This is a genomic window from Pseudoflavonifractor hominis (assembly GCF_014288125.1).
Lineage (GTDB): Bacteria > Bacillota > Clostridia > Oscillospirales > Oscillospiraceae > Pseudoflavonifractor_A > Pseudoflavonifractor_A gallinarum.
In genome coordinates, this window is sequence record NZ_JACOPR010000008.1 from 129,902 (window position 1) to 153,522 (window position 23,621).

Below are 23,621 nucleotides of genomic sequence, written 5' to 3' on the forward strand. Positions count from 1 at the left end.
CGTTACACTTCGCTCCTCCATAGCATCCCCCCAAACTATACTACAGGCATCCCCCTCTTTCTAACATATCCATATCTCTCGTTGCTATGTGTATCGTTACTATTCACATCCGCAATTTTGTGGTATGATAGGTTCAAATCATCCGCACTTATCCCCTTCTGCCGCATCCATTCCCTTTGGCAGGTTCCGGCCCTGCCTCTCTTTGTCATGCCTCCCCGGAAGAAAGGGTATCCATATGAAGCTTCTGATCTGTCTTCTTGTGCTCTTATCCCTCCTCTTTTTCCTGATCCTTCTGCTGGTCCTGAGGCGGCTGTACCATCTGCATCTGGAATGCCTGCGCTTGCAGATGGTGCTGGCCCAGCAGGATGATTACCGGACCCAGGCGCTGACCGATGTGCTCACCGGTCTTCCCAACCGCCGTTCTCTGCGCAACCTGCTCTCCGCGCTGTCCGGGTCCGGGCGGCCGGTCTGCGCCGTCACGCTGGATCTCAACGGGCTCAAGGAAATCAATGACTTACAGGGTCATGTGGCGGGGGACCATCTGCTCCGTCAGATGGCACAGTGCCTGCGCCACGCCTGCCCCTCCAATGTGCATGCCTTCCGGGTGGGGGGCGACGAATTTGTCCTGATCGGAGCCGATCTCTCGCAGGATCAGTCCAAGCGGTTTGTGGAGCATCTGCGCAGCCAGCTCTCCCACGCTGGCTTGGATGCCGCTCTGGGTTGGACATGGGGCACTGCGGACGCACTGGAAAACCTTCACGGCCTGCTGACCGAGAGTGACCGGCAGATGTATTTCCAGAAGCGCCGGATCCACAGGCGGTTTTCCTGGGCTTCCAGGCAATCGGCCGACCAGGCCCGTTCGGTCTGAATCCAGAACCTCTCTTCTGAAACAACAAGTCCCGCCGCGGTTATCCGCGGCGGGACTTGTTCTCTTTTCTTACATGCTCTGGAGCTGTTCCTCCAGCTTCTCGATCAGGGCGCGCAGCTTTTCGGCCCGCTCCCGCTCGGCCTCCACCACGTTGGCGGGGGCCTTGCTCACAAAGCCGGGATTCTGGAGCTTGCCCTCCAGACCGGAGAGCATCTTGCGATTCTTGTCCAGCTCCTTCTGGACCCGGGCCTTCTCCTTCTCCAGATCCACCAGCTCACCCAGGGGGATGGAGATCTGAGCCACATGGGTGGCGATGACCACCTGTCCGGCCTCCTGCCGGGCCTCGGCGGCGGGCACCACTTCCACCTCGCTGGCGGAGGCCAGGCGCTTGAGGAAGGGGATTCCCGCCTCAAAGACAGCCTGCTCCTGGGTGGCCACGGTCAGATGGGCCTTCTTGGAGGGGGGCACGTTCATCTCGGCGCGGCGGGTACGCACGGCGCGGATGGCGTCCATGATGAGCTCCATGGCCTTCTCCTCCTGGGGGAAGGAGAGCTCGGCATGGTACTCAGGCCACTGCTGGAGCATCAGATAGTCACCCTGGTGGGGCAGAGCCTGCCAGATCTCCTCGGTGATATAGGGCATGAAGGGATGCAGGAGCTTGAGGGTCTCGGTGAGCACATAGCACAGCACCTGCTGGGCGTTGCGCTTGGCCTCCTCGTCCTCGCCCTGGAGGCGGGCCTTGGTCAGCTCGATATACCAGTCGCAGTAGGAGTCCCAGATAAAGTCATAGACCTTCTGGGCTGCCACGCCCAGCTCGAACTTTTCCATGTTCTCGGTGACCTCGGGGATGACGCTGTTGAGCTTGGAGAGGATCCACTTGTCCTCCATCTCCAGGTGCTCGGGCAGGCGGCACTCCTCAATGGTCAGGTTCATCATCAGGAAGCGGCTGGCGTTCCAGATCTTGTTGGCAAAGTTGCGCATGGCCTCACACCGCTCGGTGTAGAAACGCATGTCGTTTCCGGGGGAGTTGCCGGTGACCAGGTTGAAGCGCAGGGCATCGGCGCCGTACTGGTTGGCCATCTCCAGGGGATCGATGCCGTTGCCCAGAGACTTGGACATCTTGCGGCCCTTGTCGTCCCGGACCAGGCCGTGGATGAATACGGTGTGGAAGGGGGGCTTCCCGGTATGCTCGCAGGCCGAGAAGATCATCCGGGCCACCCAGAAGAAGATGATGTCGTAGCCGGTGACCAGCACATCGGTGGGGAAGAAATACTTGAAGTCCTCGCTGTTCTCGTCGGGCCAGCCCAGGGTGGAGAAGGGCCACAGGGCGGAGGAGAACCAGGTGTCCAGCACGTCCTCCTCCTGCTTGATATTCTTGGAGTGGCAGTGCTCGCACTCGGTGGGGTCCTCCTCGGACACGGTGATATGGCCGCACTCCTGACAGGTCCAGGCGGGGATCTGGTGGCCCCACCACAGCTGGCGGGAGATGCACCAGTCATGGACGTTCTCCATCCAGTTGGTGTAGGTCTTGGAGAAGCGGTCGGGGACAAACTTGACCTCTCCGTCGTTGACCACCCGCAGGGCCTCCTTGGCCAGAGGCTCCATCTTCACGAACCACTGGGCGGAGATCAGGGGCTCCACGTCGCTGTGGCAGCGGTAGCAGGTGCCCACGTTGTGCTGGTGGGGCTCCACCTTCACCAGCCAGCCGCCCTCCTCCAGGTCATGGACAATGGCCTTGCGGGCCTCATAGCGGTCCATGCCGGAGTAACGGCCGTAGCCCTCCACCACCTTGCCGTTGTCGTCCAGCACCCGGATGGTCTCCAGGTTCTGCCGCAGGCCGACCTCGAAGTCGTTGGGGTCATGGGCGGGGGTCATCTTCACGCAGCCGGTGCCGAACTCCATGTCCACATACTCGTCGGCCACAATGGGCATCTCCCGGCCCACCAGGGGCAGGATGCACTTCTTGCCCACGATGTCCTTGTAGCGCTCGTCGTTGGGGTTGACGGCCACGCCGGTGTCGCCCAGCATGGTCTCGGGCCGGGTGGTGGCCACGATGACATAGCGGCCCTCCTCCCCCTGGATGGGGTAGCGGATGTGCCAGAAGGAGCCCGGCTTATCCTGGTACTCTACCTCGGCGTCGGAGAGAGCAGTGACGCAGTTGGGGCACCAGTTGATGATGCGGGAGCCTTTGTAGATGAGGCCCTTCTTGTAGAGGGAGACAAACACATGGCGGACGGCCTTGGACAGGCCCTCATCCATGGTGAAGCGGGCCCGGTCCCAGTCGCAGGAGGCGCCCAGCTTCTTCTGCTGCTCCACGATGCGGTTGCCGTACTTGTTCTTCCAGTCCCACACCCGCTCCAGGAACTTCTCCCGGCCCAGGTCATAACGGCTCAGGCCCTCGTTCTTGCGCAGCTCCTCCTCCACCTTGATCTGGGTGGCGATGCCGGCGTGGTCGGTGCCGGGGACCCACAGAGCGGCATAGCCCTGCATCCGCTTGAAGCGGATCAGGATATCCTGGAGGGTGGAGTCCATGGCGTGACCCATGTGGAGCTGGCCGGTGACGTTGGGGGGCGGCATGACAATGGTGAAGGGCTTCTTGTCGGGATCCCGATGGCCCTTGAAGCAGCCGTTTTTCTCCCACATCTCATAGACGCGGCTCTCCACCTCCTGGGGTTCATAGACCTTGGGAAGTTCTTTCTTCATACTGAAAACACTCCTGTTCTTGTGTGAACTTACATTTTGGTGACGGGAAGGCCCGTCTTGTCCCGCAGAAGGGTGCGCAGCTTCTCCGTCGTGCCGGCGGTGATGCCCCTCTTGTCAAAGACCTGGGCGTGGCGGTCGCTGAGGGCCAGAACAATAAAATTCTCCCCCTCGGCGATGGCCCGGATGCTCTCATAGCTCCAGCGGGTCTCGGCATTTTGGATGGTGGTCGTATAGTCCTGCTCGGTAAAGACAGTCTCGGTATCCCGTGCGCCAGGCAGAACCTTACGTCCGGCCAAAAAGCCATTGACTCGGTCCTCTGTAAGGAGGATGAGCAGCAGCACCACGGCCACCCCCAGGTCCAGCCATGCCTTCCATCCGGGATTGAGGATCAGATCTCCTACCCCAAACAGAAAGGCCAGGACCATCAGCACCACACCCACAATCCGGCTGCGGCGGCTCTTCTTGCGGCGCACCGTCTTACGCAGGCCCCGGGCCATCGCGGTCAGCGCATCCCTATCATAGTGTGTTCGGATCTTGATTTCCATACCGCGCCTCTCCTTTTACAAGAAAAAACGCCCTGAGCCAATGGCTCAGGGCGAACGAAGTCCGTGGTACCACCTGAATTTCCCGTATGGGACACTCATTTCCTCGATAACGGGAGGGACCGCCGCCGCTTACTCCATTCTGCGGCAGACTCCGGGACGACCTTCCCCGCGCTCCTCGGAAGCCTCGCACCAAAACGGCTTCTCTCTGCATCCGGAACAACGGGTACTCCTTCCCATCGTCGCTTTTGTCTTGATAACGCCTTTTAGTATATGAAATCCCCCGCAAAATGTCAAGAGAAAGTCCCGGTTTTCTCCCCTTGACCCACTTTTGCCGGCGTAGTACACTGGTGTTAATCATCGGAAAGGAGGAGCCGCTATGGAAGAGCATCCCATCGGCACAGTCCGTGCCGTCTATTTCAGCGCCACCGGCACCACCCGGACCGTTGCCCTCACCCTGGCCCGTACCCTGGCGGAGGAGCTCTCCGCCCCTCTGGAGGAGTATGATTTCACCCTCCCCGCCGCCCGCACTGCACCGCCGCCCGTCCAGGCAGGGGATCTCGTAGTGGCGGGCCTCCCGGTCTATGCCGGACGGCTGCCCAACGTCCTGCTCCCCTATCTGGAGACCTGGGAGGGGGCGGGCGCCCTGGCCCTGCCTCTGGTTCTCTTCGGCAACCGGAATTTTGACGACGCTCTCATCGAGCTGCGGGACCTGCTCATCCGGCGAGGCTTCCTCCCCTTTGCGGCGGCCGCTTTCGTCGGGGAGCACGCCTTTTCCACCACCCTGGCGGCCGGCCGGCCAGACTGGACCGACCTGGACACCGCCCGCGCCTTTGCCCGCCGGGCGGCCGACAAGCTCCGTGCAGGCCCGGTGGAGGAGCCGGTAGCCGTGGCGGGCCGGACCCCCATCGGCCCCTACTACCAGCCCCGGGACCGCTCCGGTGCCCCCATCGACATCCGTAAGGTGCGCTCCAAGGTGGGCGCGCAGTGTGACCAGTGCGGGCTGTGTGCCAAACTCTGTCCCATGGGCTCCATCGATCCCCGGGATGTACGCTCCTATACCGGCATCTGCATCAAATGCGGCGCCTGCATCAAGGGCTGTCCCCGGCAGGCCCGCTATTATGACGATCCGGGCTACCTCTACCATAAGGAGGAGCTGGAGCTGGGATATGCCCGTCCCGCCTCCATCTCGCTCTTTCTCTGAGACAAAAAACGCACCCTAGAGGGTGCGTTTTTTGTCTTCCGATTACGCCTTTGCCGTGGCCTGGCGCAGGGCACGGGCCAGCTGATCCGGGCAGGATGTGGGTTTCCCGCCGCACCGGATGCCGGAGAGGCGGTCGATGACCTCCTCCACCTTCATCCCAGCCACCAGGCTGGAAATCCCCTGCAGATTGCCGTTGCAGCCTCCCAGCACCTGAAGGGAACGGACCACGCCGTCCTCCACATCAATGAGCATCCGCTGAGAGCAGACTCCCTGGGTCTGATAGTCGATTACCATGCGTTTCTCTTCCTCCTTGGGGTACGGAATCGTTCGCAGGGTATCATATCACATCCCACAGCAAAAGGCAATGTGCCGCCCCCCTCATGGCGCAGACGAGACCTGGGACACTGCGGTGGCTCCATTCTTCTGCTCCTGCACCGCGCCCTGCCGTTCTTCTCTCGCCGTCCAGTAGGCGGTATTCTGGAACCGGTCCGGTTCAAATCGGAAGTACACCATATGTCCCACGCCTCCGTCCGCCCGCTCCTCCGGCGGGTCATTGTCCACCACGAACACAAGATCGGCGACTTCCAGCGGATCGATGGGACTCTCCCAAAAGACACGGGTGGGATGGACGGCCAGGAGCGTGTTCTTTTCCTGGCTGTTCTCGTCCCGATAAATTTGAATGCTATAGTTCGGGTCAAAATGACCGGCGACTCGGGTCCCGTCCCACAGTCTGGCATAGATCCCCCAGTCGGTCTCCTGCTCTCTCTGGGCATCCAGCTGTGCCAAATACCCCTCATCGTCCGGCAGGATCAGGTCCATGGTCATGGATAGGGGCGACAGCATCAGGTTTTCCAGCAGGACCGGACACACGCCCCCCAGGTTGACCATGGAGCGCCCGGTAAAAACATGGCTCTCGATCCGGCTTCCCTCCAGCGGGATGGTGAGATCAAAGTGGAACCCGGACAGTATCTCATCTGTCCATCCGCCCTCGGACGTGTTGTACCCCCTCAGGCTGTCTTCGACGCTGTCTCCATTTCCTCCGGTCGTCAGGCGAAGATAGTTTGCCTCCGCCGTAAACGTCCCTCCGGACCGTGTGATGGTGCACACCAATGGAAGGCGGTTATCCAGGGGATCCGCATCCGGAAGGGAGCGGCATCCCCCGCTCACCGCGCTCCACTGGTCGGCATATTGGGTGTGGGCCTCATCCGCATAGAATCCCCACTCCACCGGCAGCCAGTAGTCCGCCCTTTGCCCCTGCTCCGGGAGCGCAGACAGGACTATTCCCTCCGGCGCGGCCAGCTCCAGAAAGACATACAGGGTCTGCTCATCCATGAGCACCTCTTCCACGGTCAGCGTAACGCCGGTACCGTTGGGGTCCTCATAGACCTGATGGATGGCCCGCGGGGCAACCTGTTTTGCCTGCTCCGCGGTCTCGATCCCAAAAAAGGCACGGAACTGCGGCGATACCTGGACCAGCCAGACCGCCCCCGCCGCTCCCACCAACAGAGAACAGACCGCCACAAGGGCTACGATCCCACGCTGGATATTCCGGGGGCGCCCCTTTTTCCGGTTTTCCATACCGGTCCCCAGCCGCTCCTTGAGCTGCTCTTTTTCTTCTTCCGAAAAGACATATCGCTCCAATTCACTGCGCAGATGGTTCATAGCCGTCCTCCTCCAGTTTCTGCTTCAGCCGCCGCCTCGCCCGGGAAAGGCGCATCCGCACCGCATCCGTTCCGATCCCCAACAGCGCGGCGATCTCCTGTGCGTCATAGCCCATGTAATAGCGCAGCAGCACCTCCCGGTCCCGGTCCGGCAAATGCCGCAGTTCCTCCAGGAGCCCATCCGGCTCCGGCTCGGGTGCAACGGGATCGGCTACGCACTCCATCCCCACCACATTTCTTCTCCAAAAGCTGCGGCGCAGATTTTTGCAGGTGTTGATGGTCACACGCACGATCCAGGCCCGTTCCGCCTCCGGAGCCGGAAAGGTGCCGGTGTACTCCAGCCGCTTGAGGAGGACCGTCTGGCAGATGTCCTGTGCGTCGTGGCTGGAGCGCACCCAGCTCAAGGAGAGCCGCAGGATCAGATCGGAATAGGTCTCCACCAGTCGCTCCGCCTCGTCGGGACACGCTTTCATTCACTCACTTCCCTTCTCTCGGTTCTGAACGCGTTCACCTATAAAACACATCACCCCATGCTTTTGTAACCGCTTTTGAAAAAAAGAAAAGCACGTGCCCGGATGAATGGTCCGGAACACGTGCTTTTATCCTATCACATCAAAAACATGGAGAACAGTACGGTCAAAATACCGCACACGCCGATGGCCAGGCCGCTCATGGCTCCCTCGGTCTCCCCCAGCTCCAGGGCTTTGGAGGTCCCCACCGCATGGGAGCAGGCGCCGATAGCAAGGCCCGCCGTCAGGGGGTCCCGCACCCGGAAGACCCGGATCAGGGTGGGGGCCAGGATGCTTCCCAGGATTCCGGTCAGAATCACTGCCACCACCGTGATGGAGGTGATACCCCCATGACTGCCCGCAATGCTCACCGCGATGGGTGTGGTCACCGACTTGGGCATCAGCGCGGCCGTCAAACTCTCGTCCAGCCGAAAGAGGCGGCACAGGGCATATACGCTCCCCATGGAGGTCAGAGACCCCACCGCGCATCCCACCAGAATGGGAAGCCAATTCTGCTTCAGCAGCTCCACCTTTGTGTAGATGGAGACGGCCAGGCAGGCCGTGGCAGGTGCCAGGAAGAGATTGATGAGGGCTCCCCCCTGGTTGTAAGCCTCATAGGGAATGCGGAACACCAGCAGCACACCCACAATGAGCACAATCGCGATGATGAGCGGATTGCAGGCCACCAGCCCGGTCTTTTTCTGGATCCGGATGCCGATCCAAAAGGCGATCACACTCAGGGCAATGCCAAAAAACGGGGATTCAAATAGCTCAGCCATGATTACGTTTCCTCCGATTCATCAGATAGACCGTCAGCTTGATGCTGTATGCCGTGGCGGCAAAGGTGATGACTGCGGTAACAAGGCAGATCAGGACCAGCGGAATCAAGCTGCTTTTGAGCACATCAAAATAGTTCATGACGCTCACTCCGGCCGGGATAAAGAAAAAGGCCATGTTGGAGAGCAGAAAGTCCGACTTTTCCCGGATATGCTCCATGCGCAGCACTCCCGTTGCCAGCAGGAGAAACAACAAAATCATTCCGATCACACTGGCCGGGAAGGCAAAGGGCAAAAGTGCCTCTACCACCTGACTGACCCAGCAGATGGAAAAAATGATGGCGATCTGATAGATAATTTTCAATGGATCTGCACCCCCAGATGTAGGATTTCCAGGTGTTAAGTGTACGTCGCTCCCCTCCCGTTGTCAAACCAAGATTGCAGCCTCTCTTTTCCCCTCTCTTTATGCAATTTTTCATATACCGCTATCTTTCCCATGTTCATGGCGATAAAAAGCCTGTACGGGAGTCCAAATGGACTCCCGTACAGGCTAGAAGGTTTATCGCAACAGCTCCAGTTATGGAAAGGGAATCTATCCTGGAACTATGTACGCATAGGAATTACCGGTTGAAATAGGTCCGGTCGGTCACTGCCATCTTGGCGCACAGCTTGTATGCGGTCTCAAAGGCAGAGGTGGTGCACTTGCCGGTGCCGGCAATGTCGTAAGCGGTGCCATGGGCGGGGGTGGTGATGGCAAAGGGCTGGCCGGCCGCCACGGTGACGCCGCGCTCAAAGCCCTTGAGCTTCAGCGCAATCTGGCCCTGGTCATGGTACATGGTCACCACGGCATTGAAGTCACCCTTGAACGCACGGATGAACAGGGTGTCGGAGGGGAAGGGGCCGACGATGTTCTTGCCCTCGGCGTTGGCCTTGGCCACGGCGGGCTCCAGCACGTCGATCTCCTCACGGCCGCAGGTGCCGCTGTCACCGCCGTGGGGGTTGACGGCGGCGATGGCCACCTTGGGATCCTCATAGCCGGCACGCTTCAGGGTCTCATAGGCCAGGTTGATGGCGTCGCCCACGGTCTTAGCGGTCAGATGGGCGCTGACATCCTTCAGGGGGATGTGGCTGGTGGCGCGGGAGGTCCACAGGCCGTCCAGCACGTTCATCTCGCCGTGGGGCTTGTCCATCACGCCCAGGCGCTCGGCGAAGAGCTCATGCTCGCTCTCGAAGTGATAGCCGCCGTTCTTCATGGCCGCCTTGTTCAGAGGACCGAAGCAGAAGCCCTCCAGCAGGCCCTTCTTGCAGTACTCCATGATCATGCAGAGGTTGTCGGCCTCCTCCTTGCCGTTGACCGCGGAGACCACGGCGATCTCCACCTTGGAGGCGTCCAGGCTCTTGGTGTTGAGGAGCACCAGACCAGTCTCCTTCTTGGCCTCCTCCACGGCGGCCTCCATGGTCTCGGTCACGGTGTAGGCAAACTCAGTGCCGGTATCCTTCATGCCGCGGCGCAGAACGCTCTCATCACCCACCAGGATGGGCTTGGCGTGCTCCATCAGGAAGCCGTTGGCGCACAGCTTGGCAATGATCTCAGGGCCGATGCCCGCAGCATCTCCCAGAGGGACTGCCAGCAGGGGCTTTCCGGAAAACTGACTCATATTCCATTTCCTCCTGTCTCTTACAGTGCTTTCTGAAAGGAATGGCAGTTGGAGTTGGCCACTCCGTTTTCCTTATAAATGACGCCCTTTTTCATGACAAAGGACACGTGCTCCAGCACGGCGGGATCCTCCAGGGGGTTGCCCTGGACCGCGATCACGTCGGCGTCCGCACCGGCGCTCAGCTCGCCCTTCTTGCCCGCCACGCGGGAAATATAGGCCGCGTTGGAGGTGACACCCTTGAGGGCAGTGCGCTTGTCCGCGCCCAGCTCCACCGCGTAGACCACTTCCTTCCACAGCAGGCCGTGGTTGGCGTCGGTACCCAGCGCAAAGTGGATGCCGGCCTTGACCAGATCGCCCACGCACTTGCGCACGATCTCACGGCCCTCCCGGGCCTTGGCCACATTGGCGGGAGAGAGGTAGGCCTCCCGGTCGGGGTCCAGGTAAATGCCGGTGGTCAGATCCACCCAGCACTCGGGATGCGCCTTGAGCAGTTCGATATCCTCCTGGGAGGCACAGTAGGCGTGCTCGATGACCGCCACACCCTGCTCCACGCAGTCGTGGAGGGCCTTGCCGCCGATGCAGTGAGCGGCCACAGGCAGATGCAGGCGCTCGCCCTCTTCCACCACCGTGCGGATCTCCTCCGCAGACAGGAAGGAGGGGACAAAGCCCTGGTTCACCGAGAACAGACCGGGCGTCGTAAAGATCTTGAGCACGTTCACGCCCTTGGACACGTTGGCCCGGGCGGTACGGCGGAACTCCTCCACGCCGGAGTGGGGCGCGCCGATGTAGCCGCTGCCGTTGGAGCCCTTCATGCCCACACCGGCGGTCAGCAGATCGGGACCGGTCACATTGCCCGCCTCGATCTCCTTCTTCAGCTTGAGATCCAGATCATACTTGTCACCCATGCAGCGGGCAGTGGTGACGCCGGAGATCAGGTCGTCGTGCAGGCCCTCCAGGGCCAGCAGGGTCAGCTTGCACTCCGAGGCCGTACCCAGGATCTCCAGATGCTCGCTCTTGCGGGCGTCGATAGAGAGGTGGTTATGACACTCGATCATACCGGGCATCACGGTCTCCTCCGCAAAGGAAATGACCTGAGCGTCCGCCTTATCTTCCGCAGTCAGGGCGCTCTCAGCGACCACCTTGAGAATCTTGCCGTCCTCGATGACCACAGCGCCGTTGTGGATCTCCTCCAGCTCCGCGCCGGAGAGTACCGTTTTTGCCGTAATAATCTGTTTCATCGTTTTCTCCGTCCTTATCGTTCCATCAGTATTCAACGCTCCGGGATGGCCCCGGAATGAGTCGGTCGCCGCCGGCTCTTACTGAGCCAGCTCGTCCGCGCCGGGCACATGGGCGCGGCGCTTTTTGCCCCGCTTCTCAAACCATTTGTCGCTCCACTTGGCCAGGAAGGAGACCATCAGAGGACAGAGGATAGCGGTGATGACCACGCTGGCCGCGATCTGAGCGGTCGCGCCCTCCACCTGGGGCTCAAAGGAGGGGTCAGCCGCCGCAATGGACGCAGGTGTGGTCGCGGCCACGCCGGCGGTGGTGCCGATGGCGGCGCCCATGGGATCGGGCTGACGGCGCAGCAGGCTGTAAATGATAAAGGACAGCAGGCCGGTGGTCAGCAGAGTCAGCAGGCCCAGAACAATGCCGGAAGCGCCGGCGGCGGCAATGTTGAAGAGGTTCATGCCCGCGCCCAGGGTAAAGCCGTTGAAGGGGGGCAGAAGGACCATGCCGGGGGCCAGGATCTTACGCCACTCGTGGTCCAGGTTGCCCACGATAAAGCCCAGAATCATGGGCACCATGCAGGCGATCATGTCCTTGGCGGGGAAGGTGCCCATACCGGCGGCGCCCAGGGCGATCATGGTGAAGAAGGGGCCGTCGTTCAGCGCCAGGATGGAGGTGGCGCCCACGTCGCTCTCCTCACCGTACTCGCTGGCCAGGGTGGCGTAGATGACGCCGTTGGAGTTGGTCACAGCGCCGATCACAGCCAGGGAGCTCAGGCCCAGCAGACCGGCCTCGCCGAACATGGCGTTGAGCAGCAGGCCCAGGCCAAAGCCAATAAAGAACTTGAGGGCGGTCAGCACCACGCCCACATAAATGGTGCGTCCGGCCATCTTCACGTCAATGGTGGCGCCGCTGCAGAACAGGAACAGACCGATCAGAGTCTGGATCCCGCCCTTGAACAGGCCGGTGGTGAAGCCGCCGATGGTCAGAATATCGGGGAAAAAGGTGTTGACCAGGCATCCCAGCAGCAGGGGGATCACCATGACGCCGGCGGGGAACTTTTTCATCGTCCCCAAAATTCGTACGTTACCCAAGATGTTCATACTCTCGCTCTCCTTTGTTGTCTGAATGCGTTTGGCAACTCAGAGCTTCTCTTTATCGCATGCTTTCGCAATGCGTTTGCCCTTTGTTTACAGCAAGCAGTATGCCATTCTTGTCTTGTACCGCAATTCTCCCGGATATTTTGTTTTTATTAAACAAAATATACCTCACTTTGCAAGCATTGTTTTGTGCCATACGTCATATTTCTTTCAACTTTTTTCCGGACAGACATATATTCTCCCACGTCTCTCGCTTCCATTGCACTTGTATTGCATTGCATTTTGCAATATATGCAATTTTAGGTAGTATCGCAACCTCATTTATGATATACTTTTTTCAAGGAGTGTGCAAGTTTCCTATGTATCATATTACCTTTCTAGCCCCCTATCCGGGCTGTATTCCCCTCATTGAACAGGTTTTTCAGGAGCGTCCGGACCGGGATCAGATCCAATACGAGATCCTTCCCGACTATTACAACAACCAATTGGAGCATGTGACCGGGGAGGCCATCATCTCCCGCGGTTTTACGGCCCACACCATGAAGCGTCTGAATATCCCCGGCGCGGAGCTCACCGCCAGCGGATACGATGTGGTCCGTGCGGTGGACCACTGTGTCAAAAGCTATCCCGGCACCCGAATCGCTGTGATCGGTGCCCTCAACCTGATCTATGGCTCGGAAATGCTCTCCCGCCTCTACGAGGACCGGGATATCCGCACCTATCCCATCCAGGATGAGACCCACCTGGAGGACACCATCCTCACCGCCATCCGGGAGGGTGCGCAGACGGTGGTAGGCGGCTCCTCCACCTGTGACATCGCCCGCCTGTACGGCATTCCCTCCGTCCTGATCGAATCGGGCCGCGAGAGTATCGATACCGCCATCAGCAACGCCATCAACATCATCAATGTCTCCCGCTATGAAAAGGAGAAGCGGAAAACCACCGACAATATCATCAATTACTCCTTCCAGGGCATCCTCCTGGTGGATCGGACGGGACATATCGAGGTGGCAAACCGCTATTGCCTGGAGCATCTCAATCAGCAGAAGGGACCCATGAAGGGGCGGCACATTGCGGAATTTTTTCCGGAACTGCCCTACGAGGCTCTGATCCGCGGGGAAAAAAAGATCCTGTCCGAGATCTACCGCTGCGGTGACAAGCAGTTTCTCATGAACTGCGCCCCGGTAGAGGTGGAAGGACAGGTCACCAGCTGTGTCATTACCCTTCAGACCATTGAAAAGATCATGGAAGAGGAGCGGGCCATCCGCAAGCGGATGCACAAACAGGGTTTTGTGGCCAAATACTCCTTTTCCGACATCCTGCATGTGGGAAAGACTCTGGATGAGACCATTCACAACGCCGAGGACTTCAGCGCAGTGGAATCCAACATCCTGATCCGCGGGGAGACCGGAACCGGCAAAGAACTCTTTGCCCAGTCCATCCACAATGCCAGCCGGCGCAAAAACAAGCCCTTTGTGGCCATCAACTGCGCCGCCCTTCCGGACAATATCCTGGAAAGCGAGTTGTTCGGCTATGTAGAGGGTGCTTTTACCGGCGCAGCCAAGGGCGGCAAGGTGGGATTCTTTGAGATCGCCCACAAGGGCACGCTCTTTCTGGATGAGATCGGGGATATCTCGCCCAAGCTGCAAAGCCGCCTCCTCCGCGTCCTGCAGGAGCGGGAAATCATCCGTCTGGGCAGCGACACCGTCATTCCCATCGACGTGCGCATCATTGCCGCCACCAACAAGGACCTCTATGCGGAGGTCCAGGCCGGCGCATTCCGGGAGGACCTCTACTACCGCCTGGATGTACTGGAGCTCAAGCTCCCGCCGGTGCGCCAGCGCAAACAGGACATTCCCTGTCTGGCCGAGCATTTTTTGAATTTTGAGCGCGAGAAGCACGCCTGTGTCCTCAAAGGGTTTACCAAGGGAGCGATGGAGCTGCTCACCTCCTACGACTGGCCCGGCAACGTGCGGGAATTGCGCAATTTCTGTGAGCGCATCTCCATTCTCTGCAAGCGGGAGTATGCCGAGGCCGCCGATGTCCTGCGTGCTCTGCCCAATCTGTCGGCGCCTCCCTCCTCCGTCCCGCTCCCCACTTCCGTCCCAAACAACGAGCGGGAAGAGCTTCAGCGTATCCTCCTGCTCCATCAGGGAAACCGCAAGGAAACCGCCCGTTATCTCGGCATCCATCCCAGTACGCTCTGGCGAAAAATGAAACGTCTGGGGCTGGAATAATCCCCTCCAAAATATCACACACGCCCGATCAGGTGAAACGAGTCCCCGCTGATCCGGCGTGTGTGATATATCTATGGTGCTCCTTCTCCGTCCATCGGAGCAGAAGCTGTGTGTCTGTCTGCATATGGCTCTGCCCTTGCGCCTTGTAACTGTGCTCCCATTCTCGCCTCAGACCGGTCTTTACCGCTCCTTTCTCTGGAGCTGAAGCCGGTCGGCAATCATTGCGATAAACTCGCTGTTGGTCGGTTTTCCCTTCGCATTGGAGACGGTATAACCAAAATATTTTTGCAGTGTCTCCAGGTCGCCCCGATCCCAGGCCACCTCGATGGCGTGGCGGATGGCCCGTTCCACCCGGCTGGCCGTGGTATTGAAGCGCTTGGCCACTTCCGGATAGAGGATCTTGGTCACAGCGTTGATGACCTCCATATCCTCCACCGCAATGATGATGGCTTCCCGCAGATACTGGTACCCCTTGATGTGGGCCGGTACCCCGATCTCATGGATGATGGCGGTGACCACGCTCTCCAGGCTCTGCTCCCGCTCGCCCCGCCGTCCGTCTCCCTCATTTCCGGCACAGGGGGCCGACATCTGACGCAGCCGTTCCAGCAGCGTCGTCATCTTGCAGGGCTTCATGAGATAATAGTCCGCCCCCTCAGCCGCCGCCAGCTCTGCCACATTGCTGCGGACAAAGCCGGACAGAATCAGAATTTTGGGCCGGATCTCCAGATCCCGCAGGCTGCGCAATACTTCCAGCCCATCCTCATTTTGCAGCACCATGTCCATGACCAGCACCTCCGGAATCTTCTCCCGGACCAGCCGCACCGTCTCCTGCCCGTCCCCTGTGGCTCCTACCACCTCCAGGTCCGGCTCCCCTCCAATGGTATCGCACAGCAGTTTGCGGAACTCATTGCTCGCATCTGCAATCAGAATACGTTTCTTGTTCTCCATGTCGACTCCTTCTTCCAGCAGCATCCGTGCTTTCTTTCTGCCTGGCCAGGGCATTTTACCGGTTGATTAGTAATTTACCATAATCAGACAGCAAACGCAAGCTATTTTTACCAGTTTTTGGATTTTATATATTCGACACCACACGACCCTCTTTGCGACAATTCGATGGTTTCCGTATGGAAACTATCCCATGTTTCCCTTTTCTCGCTTTAAAGAAACGGCTGGGCCGAGCAAATGCTCGGCCCAGCCGTTTCCAATTCTGTTTCACATGGGAGCTCTGTTTGCGGCGGCAAACCGCCCGCTCTCTGCTCAGCGCCAGAACATCAGGCGGCGAAGCAGCCCCTTTCCTTTCCCAGTGCCCTTGGTCGGCGGAGCTGGTGCCTGTGCGCTCTCCCGCACCGCCTCTTCCATGAGATAGGCCTGCACATCCAGTTCCGCCCCTGTATCGGGGACGGGCACCATCTCATAGCTTCCGTCCTGCCGGAGATTGCGGGCCTTACGGGTATCCCCGCAATAGAGGGACACATAGTGCTGGATCTGTTCCCGGATGGCGGGGTCCCAAACTGGACAGGCGATCTCCACACGCCGCTCCGTGTTGCGGGTCATCAGATCGGCCGAGCCGATATACAGCTTGGTCTCTTTTCCTACACCGAAGGCGTAGATACGGGGATGCTCCAAAAAGCGCCCCACCACCGAGAATACCCGGATATGGTCGGTCAGCCCGGGCACACCCGGCCGCAGGCAGCAGATGCCCCGCACATTCATCGTGACCTGCACTCCTGCCTGACTGGCCTGGGCCAGCTTGTCGATCAGATCCCGGTCGGTCACGGAATTGACTTTGATGAAGATTCGGGCCTCCTTGCCCCGACGAGCCTTCTCGATCTCCTCATCCATCATCTCCAGCAGGCGGTTTTTCAGCCCGTAGGGAGCCACCAGCAGGTGCTCATATTCTCCCCGGAGATTGGAGGTGGACATGTTCTGGAAAAAGGCCGCTGCATCCGCCCCAATGGCCGGACTGGCGGTCAGCAGGCAGAAGTCCGTATAGAGCTTGGCGGTCTTTTCGTTGTAATTGCCCGTTCCAACCTGGGTAATGTACTGGATGCGGCCCTTCTCCCGCCGGGTGATCAGGCAGATCTTGGAGTGGACCTTAAAGCGCTCAAAACCGTAGAGCACCGTGCACCCGGCCTCCTCCAGGCGTTCGGCCCAGGCGATGTTGTTCTGCTCATCAAATCGGGCCCGCAGCTCCATGAGCACGGTGACATCCTTGCCGTTTTCCGCCGCGGCCGCCAGATATTCGACCAATTTCGCGGTGGAGGCCAGACGGTAGATGGTGATCTTGATGGACAACACCGCCGGATCCGATGCGGCCTCCTTGACCACCTTGAGGAAGGGCTCCATGGTGTGATAGGGGTAGAAGAGCAGTGCATCCCGCCGCAGGATCTGCGGGATCAGGGGGGTATTTTTCACCAGCCCCGCCGGCCACTGGGGCGTATACTTGGGATAGCACAGGGCCGCCGCGCTCTCCGGCGGCAGCTTTCCTTCCAGTCCAAAGACATACCCCATGGCCAGCGGACTATGGGCACAGAAGACATAGGCCCGCGGCAGGTCCAGACGCTGGCACAGATAGGTCAGCAGCTCCTCCGACGGCTCTCCCTGGACCTCCAGACGCACCGGGGCCAGACGTCCCCGGCGTTTGAGGACCTTCTGCATGTGGTCCCGGAAATCCTCTCCCACATCGTAGTCCTCATCTTCGGGGCTGATGTCGGCATTGCGGGTGACCGAGATCACATGCTTCTCTTCCACCTGATAGGTCTCAAACAGCTGGTCCGCACAGGCCAGCACCACCTGCTCGGTGAGCAGATAGCGCAGACCGTTCTCCTCCAGCTGGAAGAAGGCAGGCAGCGTCTTGGGAATGGGCACCAGGCCAAAGCAGCGCTTCCCCTCCCGCCGGAGGGAGAGCACCACATTCAGGCTCTTGGAGGGCAAGTGCGGGAAGGGATGGTGGATATTGATCACCATGGGCGAGAGGACCGGCTGCACATAGTTCCGGAACCAGCGCTCCACCTGTTTGCGCTCCTTCCCGTCCAGCTCCTCCATGGACAGATTGCAGATATTGCAGCTGCGCAGCCGGGACTCCAGCTGGCTCATGATCTTGTCCCGCTGTTTATACATGCCGGGCACCGTCTTGCAGATGGCCTGGAGCTGCTCCGCGGGGGTGAGCCCGCTCTTGCTGTCCACATGGGTCTGCCGGGAGAGGCTCATATCGTAGATCGATCCCACGCGGATCATAAAGAACTCGTCCAGATTGCTGGTAAAAATGGCGGCAAATTTCAGCCGCTCAAAGAGAGGCACGCTCTCATCCCGCGCCTCGTCCAGCACCCGGCTGTCGAAGCGCAGCCAGGAGAGCTCCCGCTCCTGCGTGTATCGGGTATCCACGGTCTTATGCATGTTCATTCACTCCCATCACTCGTTTCAGCAGATATCCCTCCCGTACGCCGCACGTGCTCACCGAGACGGTCTCTACCTCATAGCTGTTCAGCACACAGTTGAGGATCACAAGGCCGGGCAGAATAGTATGTACCCGGTCGGGCACCGAGCGCAGGATCTGCCGCAGGGTCTTCTGGTCCCCCTTTTTCAGCTGCTGATAGAGCTCCTGCAGCTCCCAGGCCGGAAGGACCGGATTGTCGGGATCGGCGTTGCTCCGGTCGTTGCACAGCTTTGCCGCTGCACGGATGGTCCCGCCCACACCGGTCATATGGCTGCACCGCACCCCTGCGGTTTTGGCCCGCTCCAGCTCGGTCTTTACCTGGGCGCGGATGGCACGCCGCTCCTCTTTTGTGGGGAAGAGACCGGATACATATTTGGTATACAGGGAAAGGGAGCCCATGGGAAGGCTGCACCCGGAGGTGATCCTCCCGCCCTCGTAGGAGACCAGCTCGGTGGAGCCTCCGCCGATGTCCGCCAGCAATCCGGCCGCCGGCGCTCCGCCCCCCACGGTGGCCCCCAGGAAGGAATAGGCCGCCTCCTCCGCGCCGCTGAGGACCGAAACCTCGATCCCGGTCACCAGGCGGATGGTATCCAGCACCTCTTCCGTATTGACGATATTACGCAGGGATGCCGTGCCAAATACATGCATTTCCTGAATATCAAAATTCTCCAGTATAGCCTTAAAGCTGGCCAACACCCGGCAGGCCACCAGAATTCCGCTGTCGGAAAGTGTACCGTTCTGGATGTACCCGGCCAGGCCCGCCATCTCTTTTTTATTCATCAAAAGCTTGAATCGACGCCCCTCATAGTGGTAAATGGAGAGTCGAATGGTATTGGAACCCACATCTATGATCCCGCATTTCACGCTTTTCCACCTCTCTTATTGTGTTCAGTGTACGTGATTTTGGTGCGATCCGCAAGAAAATTTACAAAAGTTTTACGGTCAGAATGTCCAAAAAAAGCCCTGTTTTCTGCCCTCTTTCCGAAAACAACCGGGATATATGCCTCTCCTGCACAGAAAAAACGCGTCCGTCCATCCCTTTGGATGTACACGGACGCGTTTTCTGTCATTGGAATCAGCCGTTGGCCTCCAGCCAGCCGGGCAGCTCCTCCAGCCGGTTGAGTACTCCGTGGGCACCGGCCTCCTCAAAGGTCCTGCGGGCCTTCTCCGCCGCCGCAGCCTGCTCCTGGGCGGAGAGGGCCTTCCACTCCGCCTCGGTCAGACCCAGAACACTGCTTCCCTCGATGACGCCCAGAGAGCAGATCCCGGCGTTGAGGCCCTCCTGAATGTCGGAAACCGTGTCGCCGATCTTGACCACTTGATGCACCGACTGGATGCGGAACTTCTTCATATTGGCATAGATCATATACGGATAGGGACGGCCCAGTCCGTCCACCGCATCGGGGCTGAACCAGGCGTCCGGGGCATACCCCGCCCGGGCCGCGCCTGCGGTGACCACTTCCATCATGGCATCGGTGTATCCGGTGGTAGAGCCAATGCGCAGCCCCATGGCCCGCAGGCGCTCCACCGTCTCCAGCACGCCAGGCTTGGGCATGGCATACTGCTCCAGGCTCTCCATCAGCTTGGTCTCAAAGACACCGTAAATGGCATGGGCATCCTTGTCCTCCGGGGCACGGCCGTGGACCTGGGCCCAGCACGCGCCAATGCGCTCCATAGCCAGCATGGTGCGGATATGGTCGATCTTGAGCATGCCCATGGGCCGGCGGATCTCCTCCATGGTGGCCTCCACCCCAAAGGCGCGGAAGGCCTGGTCAAAGGCATTGACCGGCGCAAAACAGCCGTAGTCCACTGCGGTTCCGGCCCAGTCCAGAATCAAAAGCTTGGTGTTCATCCCTGCACCTCCCGCAGAAAATCAGCCATAATGGCGGCCAGCTTCTCAATATCCTCGGGATAGATCTCTCCGATGTTGCCTACACGGAAGGTCTCCGCCTCCATCACCTTTCCGGGATAGAGTACGTATCCCCGCTCCTTGATGTACTGATACATCTCGCGGAAGGTGAACTTGGCCCCCTCAGGGTAGAAGAAGGTGGTAATGATGGGACCCTGAACCTCTGCCTCCAGATAGGTGCGGAAGCCCAGCGCCTCCATCCGCTGCACCAGGAGCTGGTGGTTCACGGCATAGCGGGCATAGCGGGCGGGGATGCCGCCTTCCGCCTTGAGCTCCTCCAGGGCCTTGGCAAAGGCCAGCACCACATGGGTGGGAGAGGTAAAGCGCCACTTGCCGTCAATGTCCATGGTACGCCACTGGGCGTACAGGTCCAGCGAGAGGGAGCGGGCCTTTCCGGCACTCTCTTCCAGTTTCTTGCGCCGGGCCAGAATAAAGGAGAAGCCGGGCACGCCCTGAATACACTTGTTGGCGCTGCTGATGAGGAAGTCGATCCCCCAGTCGGCCACGGGAATGTCCACGCCGGCAAAGGAAGACATGGCGTCCACGATGAAGGTCTTGCCCGCCCGGCGGACCACCTCACCTACCGCCTGGATATCGTTGAGGATGCCGCTGGTGGTCTCGCTGTGTACCATGGATACATGGGTGATCCCGGGATCTGCCTCCAGCATCCGGGCAATCTTCTCCGGATCAGGGCGGCGGGTGTTCTCCTCCTCATAGAGGACATAGTTTACCCCCGCGTGCTGGGCGATCTCGGTCATGCGCAGGCCATAAGCGCCGTTGGCCGCAATGAGCAGCTTATCCCCCGTCCCCACCACACTGGTGATGACCGACTCCACACCGAAGGTACCGCTGCCCTGCATGAGCACCGCGGTATACTCGGGCTCAGACACATGGCCCAGCTCCAGCAGCGCGGCGCGGATGCGCTGGGTGATCTGCTTGTAATCGTCGTCCCAGGTGCAGTGGTCAAAGAGCATCTCCGCCTTCACGGTGTCCGTGGTGGTCAGCGGTCCGGGGGTGAGCAGCTTATAGCGATTCATGGGTCTCATTCTTCCTTTCTTCTCTAAAAACCAGGGGACGCACACCCGTGCGCCCCCTGTTATGATCGGTTCTATCAGGGCTTAGCGGATTCAGACAGCTCCTGGTGCTTCTGGAACAGCTCCAGAGTCAGAGGCTCGCTGAAGGTCTTGGGATAGGCGGACTTGTTGGCGGAATCCGAGGTCTCGCCCTCATAGAGGGGGTTGGGATAGGTGGCCAGCAGTTCCTCGCGGGCATTCTCGATGATGCACTGGGCCATCTCCATGGCCAGAGGATTGGTCTCATCCCCCTTGTCCAGCACAGCCACAGACTCCGTGAGGGAGAAGTTGCCCTCGGTGGGATCCACATAGTCGATGGGCAGGCCGTCGGCCTTGTCCGCCACCGCCTGGTGGCGCAGGCCGAAGCCCACAGCCAGCTCACCGGCGCGGCACAGCTTCAGAGGCGCAGAACCAGAGGTCTCGATGTGGTCGCCGGCGTTCTGATAGATGCCGGAGAGCACTTCCTGCGCGCCCTCATCTCCATACTCCGAGACCAGCGCCTGGATGAGCAGCCACGCAGTGGAGGAGGACTGAATGTCGGTCACAGCCACCTGACCGGCATAGACGGGATCGGTCAGATCCTTCAGGCTGGTGGGCATGGGCAGGCCCTCGGACTCCATGAGCTCGGTGTTGACGATGATGGCGCCCTCCTGCGAGGTGATGGGAGCGGTGTAGTCGGGCACTTCCTCCAGGGTGTTCACATCAAAGGTCAGGGGCAGGAACATCTGGTTCTGATCCTGGGCGCTCTGGAGGTAGAAGGTGCTCATGGTGACCAGATCGGCCTCCAAATTTTTGCCCTCCGCCATCAGCTTTCCGCCCAGCTCGGAGGTGCCAAAGGTCTGGATGATGTACTTGTCCTTATAGCCATTGGCATCCAGGGCGTTGGTCATCGCGGTGATGGCCTCATCGTCGGCGTTGGAGTAGAGGACCACCTGCTCCTCCTTGGGTGCGGCGTCGCCGCTGCCGGAATCGCTGCCCGTGCTTGCGCTGCCGGCGGCGCAGCCGCCCAGAAGGGCTGCCGCCATGCTGAGGGAAAGGCCCATGGCCATCAGTTTCTTGAGATGCATTTTGGTTTCTCTCCTCTTTTTTAAGCTTGTGTCTGTTGGATCGGTTTCTTCTTTTTATGATTTGCAAGGCAGGAAAAGGCCGCCTTTGCAACCAGGTTTGTAGCCAGGATCAGCAGCGAGAGCACAAAGACCTCGTTGAACTTGTTGACATACTGGAGCTGCTTGATCTTGGTGGTCAGCACCATCGTGCGCGCACCGGCAATGAAAATCAGGGCGCTGATGGTCACCATGGAGTTGATGAAATAGTAGCTGAATACCTCGATGAGGCTGGAGAGCGCATTGGGGGTGACCACCCGCAGGATGGTCTTGATCCAGCTGTCCCCCATGAGCATCGCAGTGGTCTCCCACCCGGCGTTCATCTTGGAGAGGGAATTTTTCATCATCAGGTAGGGGGTGGAGAAGTAGTGCACCACATTGCACAGGATCATGAGAAGCAGGGTGTTCTGCAGCTCGGTTCCCGAGAACAGGAAGAGGTAGGCCACGCCCAGAACCATGCCGGGGATGGCATTGGTCACCAGTGCGATGCTCTCCACGGTGCGCTTATACCCCTGTGCCAGCGTGCTCCGCGCTGTGATGAGGGCCGCTCCATAGGCCACTACCGTTCCCAGAAGGGCGGTAGCAAGGGCCATGAAGAGGGAGTGCTGGTATACGGTCAGCAGTTCGCTGTCGGCGAACACGGTCTGCACATGCTCCAGAGAAAATCCCGTCTTGTAGGGCCAGTCCTCCACCATGGGCACCACAAAGATGACCGCGAAGAGGGAGAGCATCAGGACCGACAAGACCGCTGTCACAGCCCCCCATCCGGCGTCGCGGGCCGGGTTGCGGCGCAGCTCCGCAGGGGAGATCCGGTTATACCGGATGTTGAAGCGCTCCAGAATCCGGAGGAGGCAGATACTTCCCACCGAGGGGATGAGCATGATGACGGCCACCACCGCGCCCCGGTTGAAGTCCGGGATGCCGCCCAGCATCTGATTGTAGAGCAGCGTGGCGATCACATCATATCCTCCGCCCACCGAGGCCGGGATACCGAAGTCGGTAAAGCTCAGGAAAAAGGCCTGGATAAAGGCACCGGCCAGTGTGCCCAGCAGGGGACGCACTACCGCAATCCAGAAGGTGGACATGGTCTGGTCTCCCATGACCTTGGAAACCACCAGCGTCTTTTTATCCACATATCCCATGGTATTGTGGATCAGCAGGAAGGCGGTGGGCACCGTATAGATCACATATCCCACCAGCAGTCCCCAGAAACCGTAGATATCAAAGAGCTGCCGTCCCAGCAGACGGGTCAGGAGTCCCTGCTTGCCAAAGGAGTAGATGATGGCAAAGCCATAGGTAATGGTGGGCAGGAACATGGGCAGTGTGGCGATGGCGCTGATAAGGCGCTTAGCCCACAGGGGCAGGGCCGTATAGTGTACCGCGTAGGCCAGCAGGAACGCGATGACCACCGCGATCACCGCCGCGGCGGAGGCCACGGCAAAGCTGTTGCCCAGGGCGGGAAGGAATCCCTTTTTGACCACAACGGAGGTGTAAAACTCCGTCGTAAGGCCGCCGTCCCACACCGATTTTCCAAAGAGAAGGAGGAGCGGCGCTGCCAGAAACGCCGCAAAGAGTGCCACAATGGCCCAAAAGATCAGCTTAAGTTCGATGTTTT

20 protein-coding genes and 1 other annotated feature are annotated in these 23,621 nt (G+C 59.7%); of the genes, 3 read left to right on the plus strand and 17 right to left on the minus strand.

Going from position 1 to position 23,621, the window contains the following annotated elements; translation table 11 throughout:
• The first annotated feature begins 235 nt into the window (after nucleotides 1-235).
• On the plus strand, nucleotides 236-868 hold the full coding sequence (locus tag H8S34_RS12480) for a GGDEF domain-containing protein (RefSeq protein ID WP_186964145.1): 633 nt from the start codon (nucleotides 236-238) through the stop codon (nucleotides 866-868).
• 69 nt (nucleotides 869-937) lie between these two features.
• Here H8S34_RS12480 and H8S34_RS12485 read toward each other — a convergent pair whose 3' ends face one another.
• Nucleotides 938-3,571 (minus strand): valine--tRNA ligase, encoded by a 2,634-nt coding sequence (locus tag H8S34_RS12485; protein ID WP_186964146.1) that lies wholly within the window; start codon nucleotides 3,569-3,571, stop codon nucleotides 938-940.
• Nucleotides 3,572-3,600: 29 nt separating this feature from the next.
• Complete coding sequence (locus tag H8S34_RS12490; protein WP_186964147.1) at nucleotides 3,601-4,116, minus strand: YcxB family protein; 516 nt, start codon at nucleotides 4,114-4,116, stop codon at nucleotides 3,601-3,603.
• Nucleotides 4,117-4,159: 43 nt separating this feature from the next.
• Nucleotides 4,160-4,365, minus strand: a binding site (T-box leader).
• 127 nt (nucleotides 4,366-4,492) lie between these two features.
• On the opposite strand from H8S34_RS12490, the gene H8S34_RS12495 reads away from it, so the two are divergent.
• A complete protein-coding gene (locus tag H8S34_RS12495; protein ID WP_186964148.1) occupies nucleotides 4,493-5,317 on the plus strand; it encodes a 4Fe-4S dicluster domain-containing protein in 825 nt (274 codons plus the stop codon).
• Nucleotides 5,318-5,359: 42 nt separating this feature from the next.
• Here the strand turns inward: H8S34_RS12495 and H8S34_RS12500 are convergent, their stop codons facing one another.
• From H8S34_RS12500 to H8S34_RS12535, 8 genes are all read right to left on the minus strand, one after another.
• The gene (locus H8S34_RS12500; protein WP_494545932.1) at nucleotides 5,360-5,641 is read right to left on the minus strand and encodes a TIGR03905 family TSCPD domain-containing protein; all 282 of its coding nucleotides are present in this window, start codon (nucleotides 5,639-5,641) and stop codon (nucleotides 5,360-5,362) included.
• A gap of 54 nt (nucleotides 5,642-5,695) precedes the next feature.
• Nucleotides 5,696-6,979, minus strand: a complete 1,284-nt coding sequence (locus tag H8S34_RS12505) for a DUF4179 domain-containing protein (RefSeq protein WP_186964149.1) — start codon at nucleotides 6,977-6,979, stop codon at nucleotides 5,696-5,698.
• The gene (locus H8S34_RS12510; RefSeq protein ID WP_186964150.1) at nucleotides 6,960-7,451 is read right to left on the minus strand and encodes an RNA polymerase sigma factor; all 492 of its coding nucleotides are present in this window, start codon (nucleotides 7,449-7,451) and stop codon (nucleotides 6,960-6,962) included. Before H8S34_RS12510 ends, H8S34_RS12505 begins: the two co-directional genes overlap by 20 nt.
• Before the next feature lie 134 nt (nucleotides 7,452-7,585).
• A complete protein-coding gene (locus H8S34_RS12515) occupies nucleotides 7,586-8,266 on the minus strand; it encodes an LrgB family protein (protein ID WP_101691420.1) in 681 nt (226 codons plus the stop codon).
• Entirely contained in the window at nucleotides 8,259-8,627 is a 369-nt protein-coding gene (locus H8S34_RS12520) for a CidA/LrgA family protein (protein WP_101691421.1), read from the minus strand. The genes H8S34_RS12515 and H8S34_RS12520 overlap by 8 nt, the downstream gene beginning before the upstream one ends.
• A 256-nt stretch (nucleotides 8,628-8,883) precedes the next feature.
• Nucleotides 8,884-9,921 (minus strand): 4-hydroxythreonine-4-phosphate dehydrogenase PdxA, encoded by a 1,038-nt coding sequence (locus tag H8S34_RS12525; RefSeq protein WP_101691422.1) that lies wholly within the window; start codon nucleotides 9,919-9,921, stop codon nucleotides 8,884-8,886.
• Nucleotides 9,922-9,941: 20 nt separating this feature from the next.
• Nucleotides 9,942-11,159, minus strand: a complete 1,218-nt coding sequence (locus H8S34_RS12530) for an amidohydrolase family protein (protein WP_101691423.1) — start codon at nucleotides 11,157-11,159, stop codon at nucleotides 9,942-9,944.
• A gap of 78 nt (nucleotides 11,160-11,237) precedes the next feature.
• Nucleotides 11,238-12,251 (minus strand): 2-keto-3-deoxygluconate permease, encoded by a 1,014-nt coding sequence (locus tag H8S34_RS12535; protein ID WP_186964151.1) that lies wholly within the window; start codon nucleotides 12,249-12,251, stop codon nucleotides 11,238-11,240.
• 356 nt (nucleotides 12,252-12,607) lie between these two features.
• Here H8S34_RS12535 and H8S34_RS12540 point away from each other — a divergent pair, with 356 nt between their 5' ends.
• A complete protein-coding gene (locus tag H8S34_RS12540) occupies nucleotides 12,608-14,485 on the plus strand; it encodes a sigma 54-interacting transcriptional regulator (protein ID WP_186964152.1) in 1,878 nt (625 codons plus the stop codon).
• Nucleotides 14,486-14,665: 180 nt separating this feature from the next.
• Here the strand turns inward: H8S34_RS12540 and spo0A are convergent, their stop codons facing one another.
• From spo0A to H8S34_RS12575, 7 genes are all read right to left on the minus strand, one after another.
• Nucleotides 14,666-15,433 carry a sporulation transcription factor Spo0A gene (gene spo0A, locus H8S34_RS12545; RefSeq protein ID WP_186964153.1) on the minus strand — a complete coding sequence of 256 codons (768 nt, stop codon included), beginning with the start codon at nucleotides 15,431-15,433 and terminating at the stop codon, nucleotides 14,666-14,668.
• Between the two features lie 309 nt (nucleotides 15,434-15,742).
• Nucleotides 15,743-17,887 carry a polyphosphate kinase 1 gene (ppk1, locus tag H8S34_RS12550; protein ID WP_243208017.1) on the minus strand — a complete coding sequence of 715 codons (2,145 nt, stop codon included), beginning with the start codon at nucleotides 17,885-17,887 and terminating at the stop codon, nucleotides 15,743-15,745.
• Entirely contained in the window at nucleotides 17,874-18,785 is a 912-nt protein-coding gene (locus H8S34_RS12555) for a Ppx/GppA phosphatase family protein (protein ID WP_145996808.1), read from the minus strand. The genes ppk1 and H8S34_RS12555 overlap by 14 nt, the downstream gene beginning before the upstream one ends.
• A 211-nt stretch (nucleotides 18,786-18,996) precedes the next feature.
• The gene (phnX, locus tag H8S34_RS12560) at nucleotides 18,997-19,773 is read right to left on the minus strand and encodes a phosphonoacetaldehyde hydrolase (protein ID WP_101691429.1); all 777 of its coding nucleotides are present in this window, start codon (nucleotides 19,771-19,773) and stop codon (nucleotides 18,997-18,999) included.
• Complete coding sequence (locus H8S34_RS12565) at nucleotides 19,770-20,867, minus strand: 2-aminoethylphosphonate--pyruvate transaminase (protein WP_101691430.1); 1,098 nt, start codon at nucleotides 20,865-20,867, stop codon at nucleotides 19,770-19,772. The genes phnX and H8S34_RS12565 overlap by 4 nt, the downstream gene beginning before the upstream one ends.
• A 74-nt stretch (nucleotides 20,868-20,941) precedes the next feature.
• Nucleotides 20,942-21,970 (minus strand): ABC transporter substrate-binding protein, encoded by a 1,029-nt coding sequence (locus tag H8S34_RS12570; protein WP_186964154.1) that lies wholly within the window; start codon nucleotides 21,968-21,970, stop codon nucleotides 20,942-20,944.
• A gap of 20 nt (nucleotides 21,971-21,990) precedes the next feature.
• Entirely contained in the window at nucleotides 21,991-23,586 is a 1,596-nt protein-coding gene (locus H8S34_RS12575; protein ID WP_366485949.1) for an ABC transporter permease subunit, read from the minus strand.
• Between the last annotated feature and the right edge of the window lie 35 nt (nucleotides 23,587-23,621).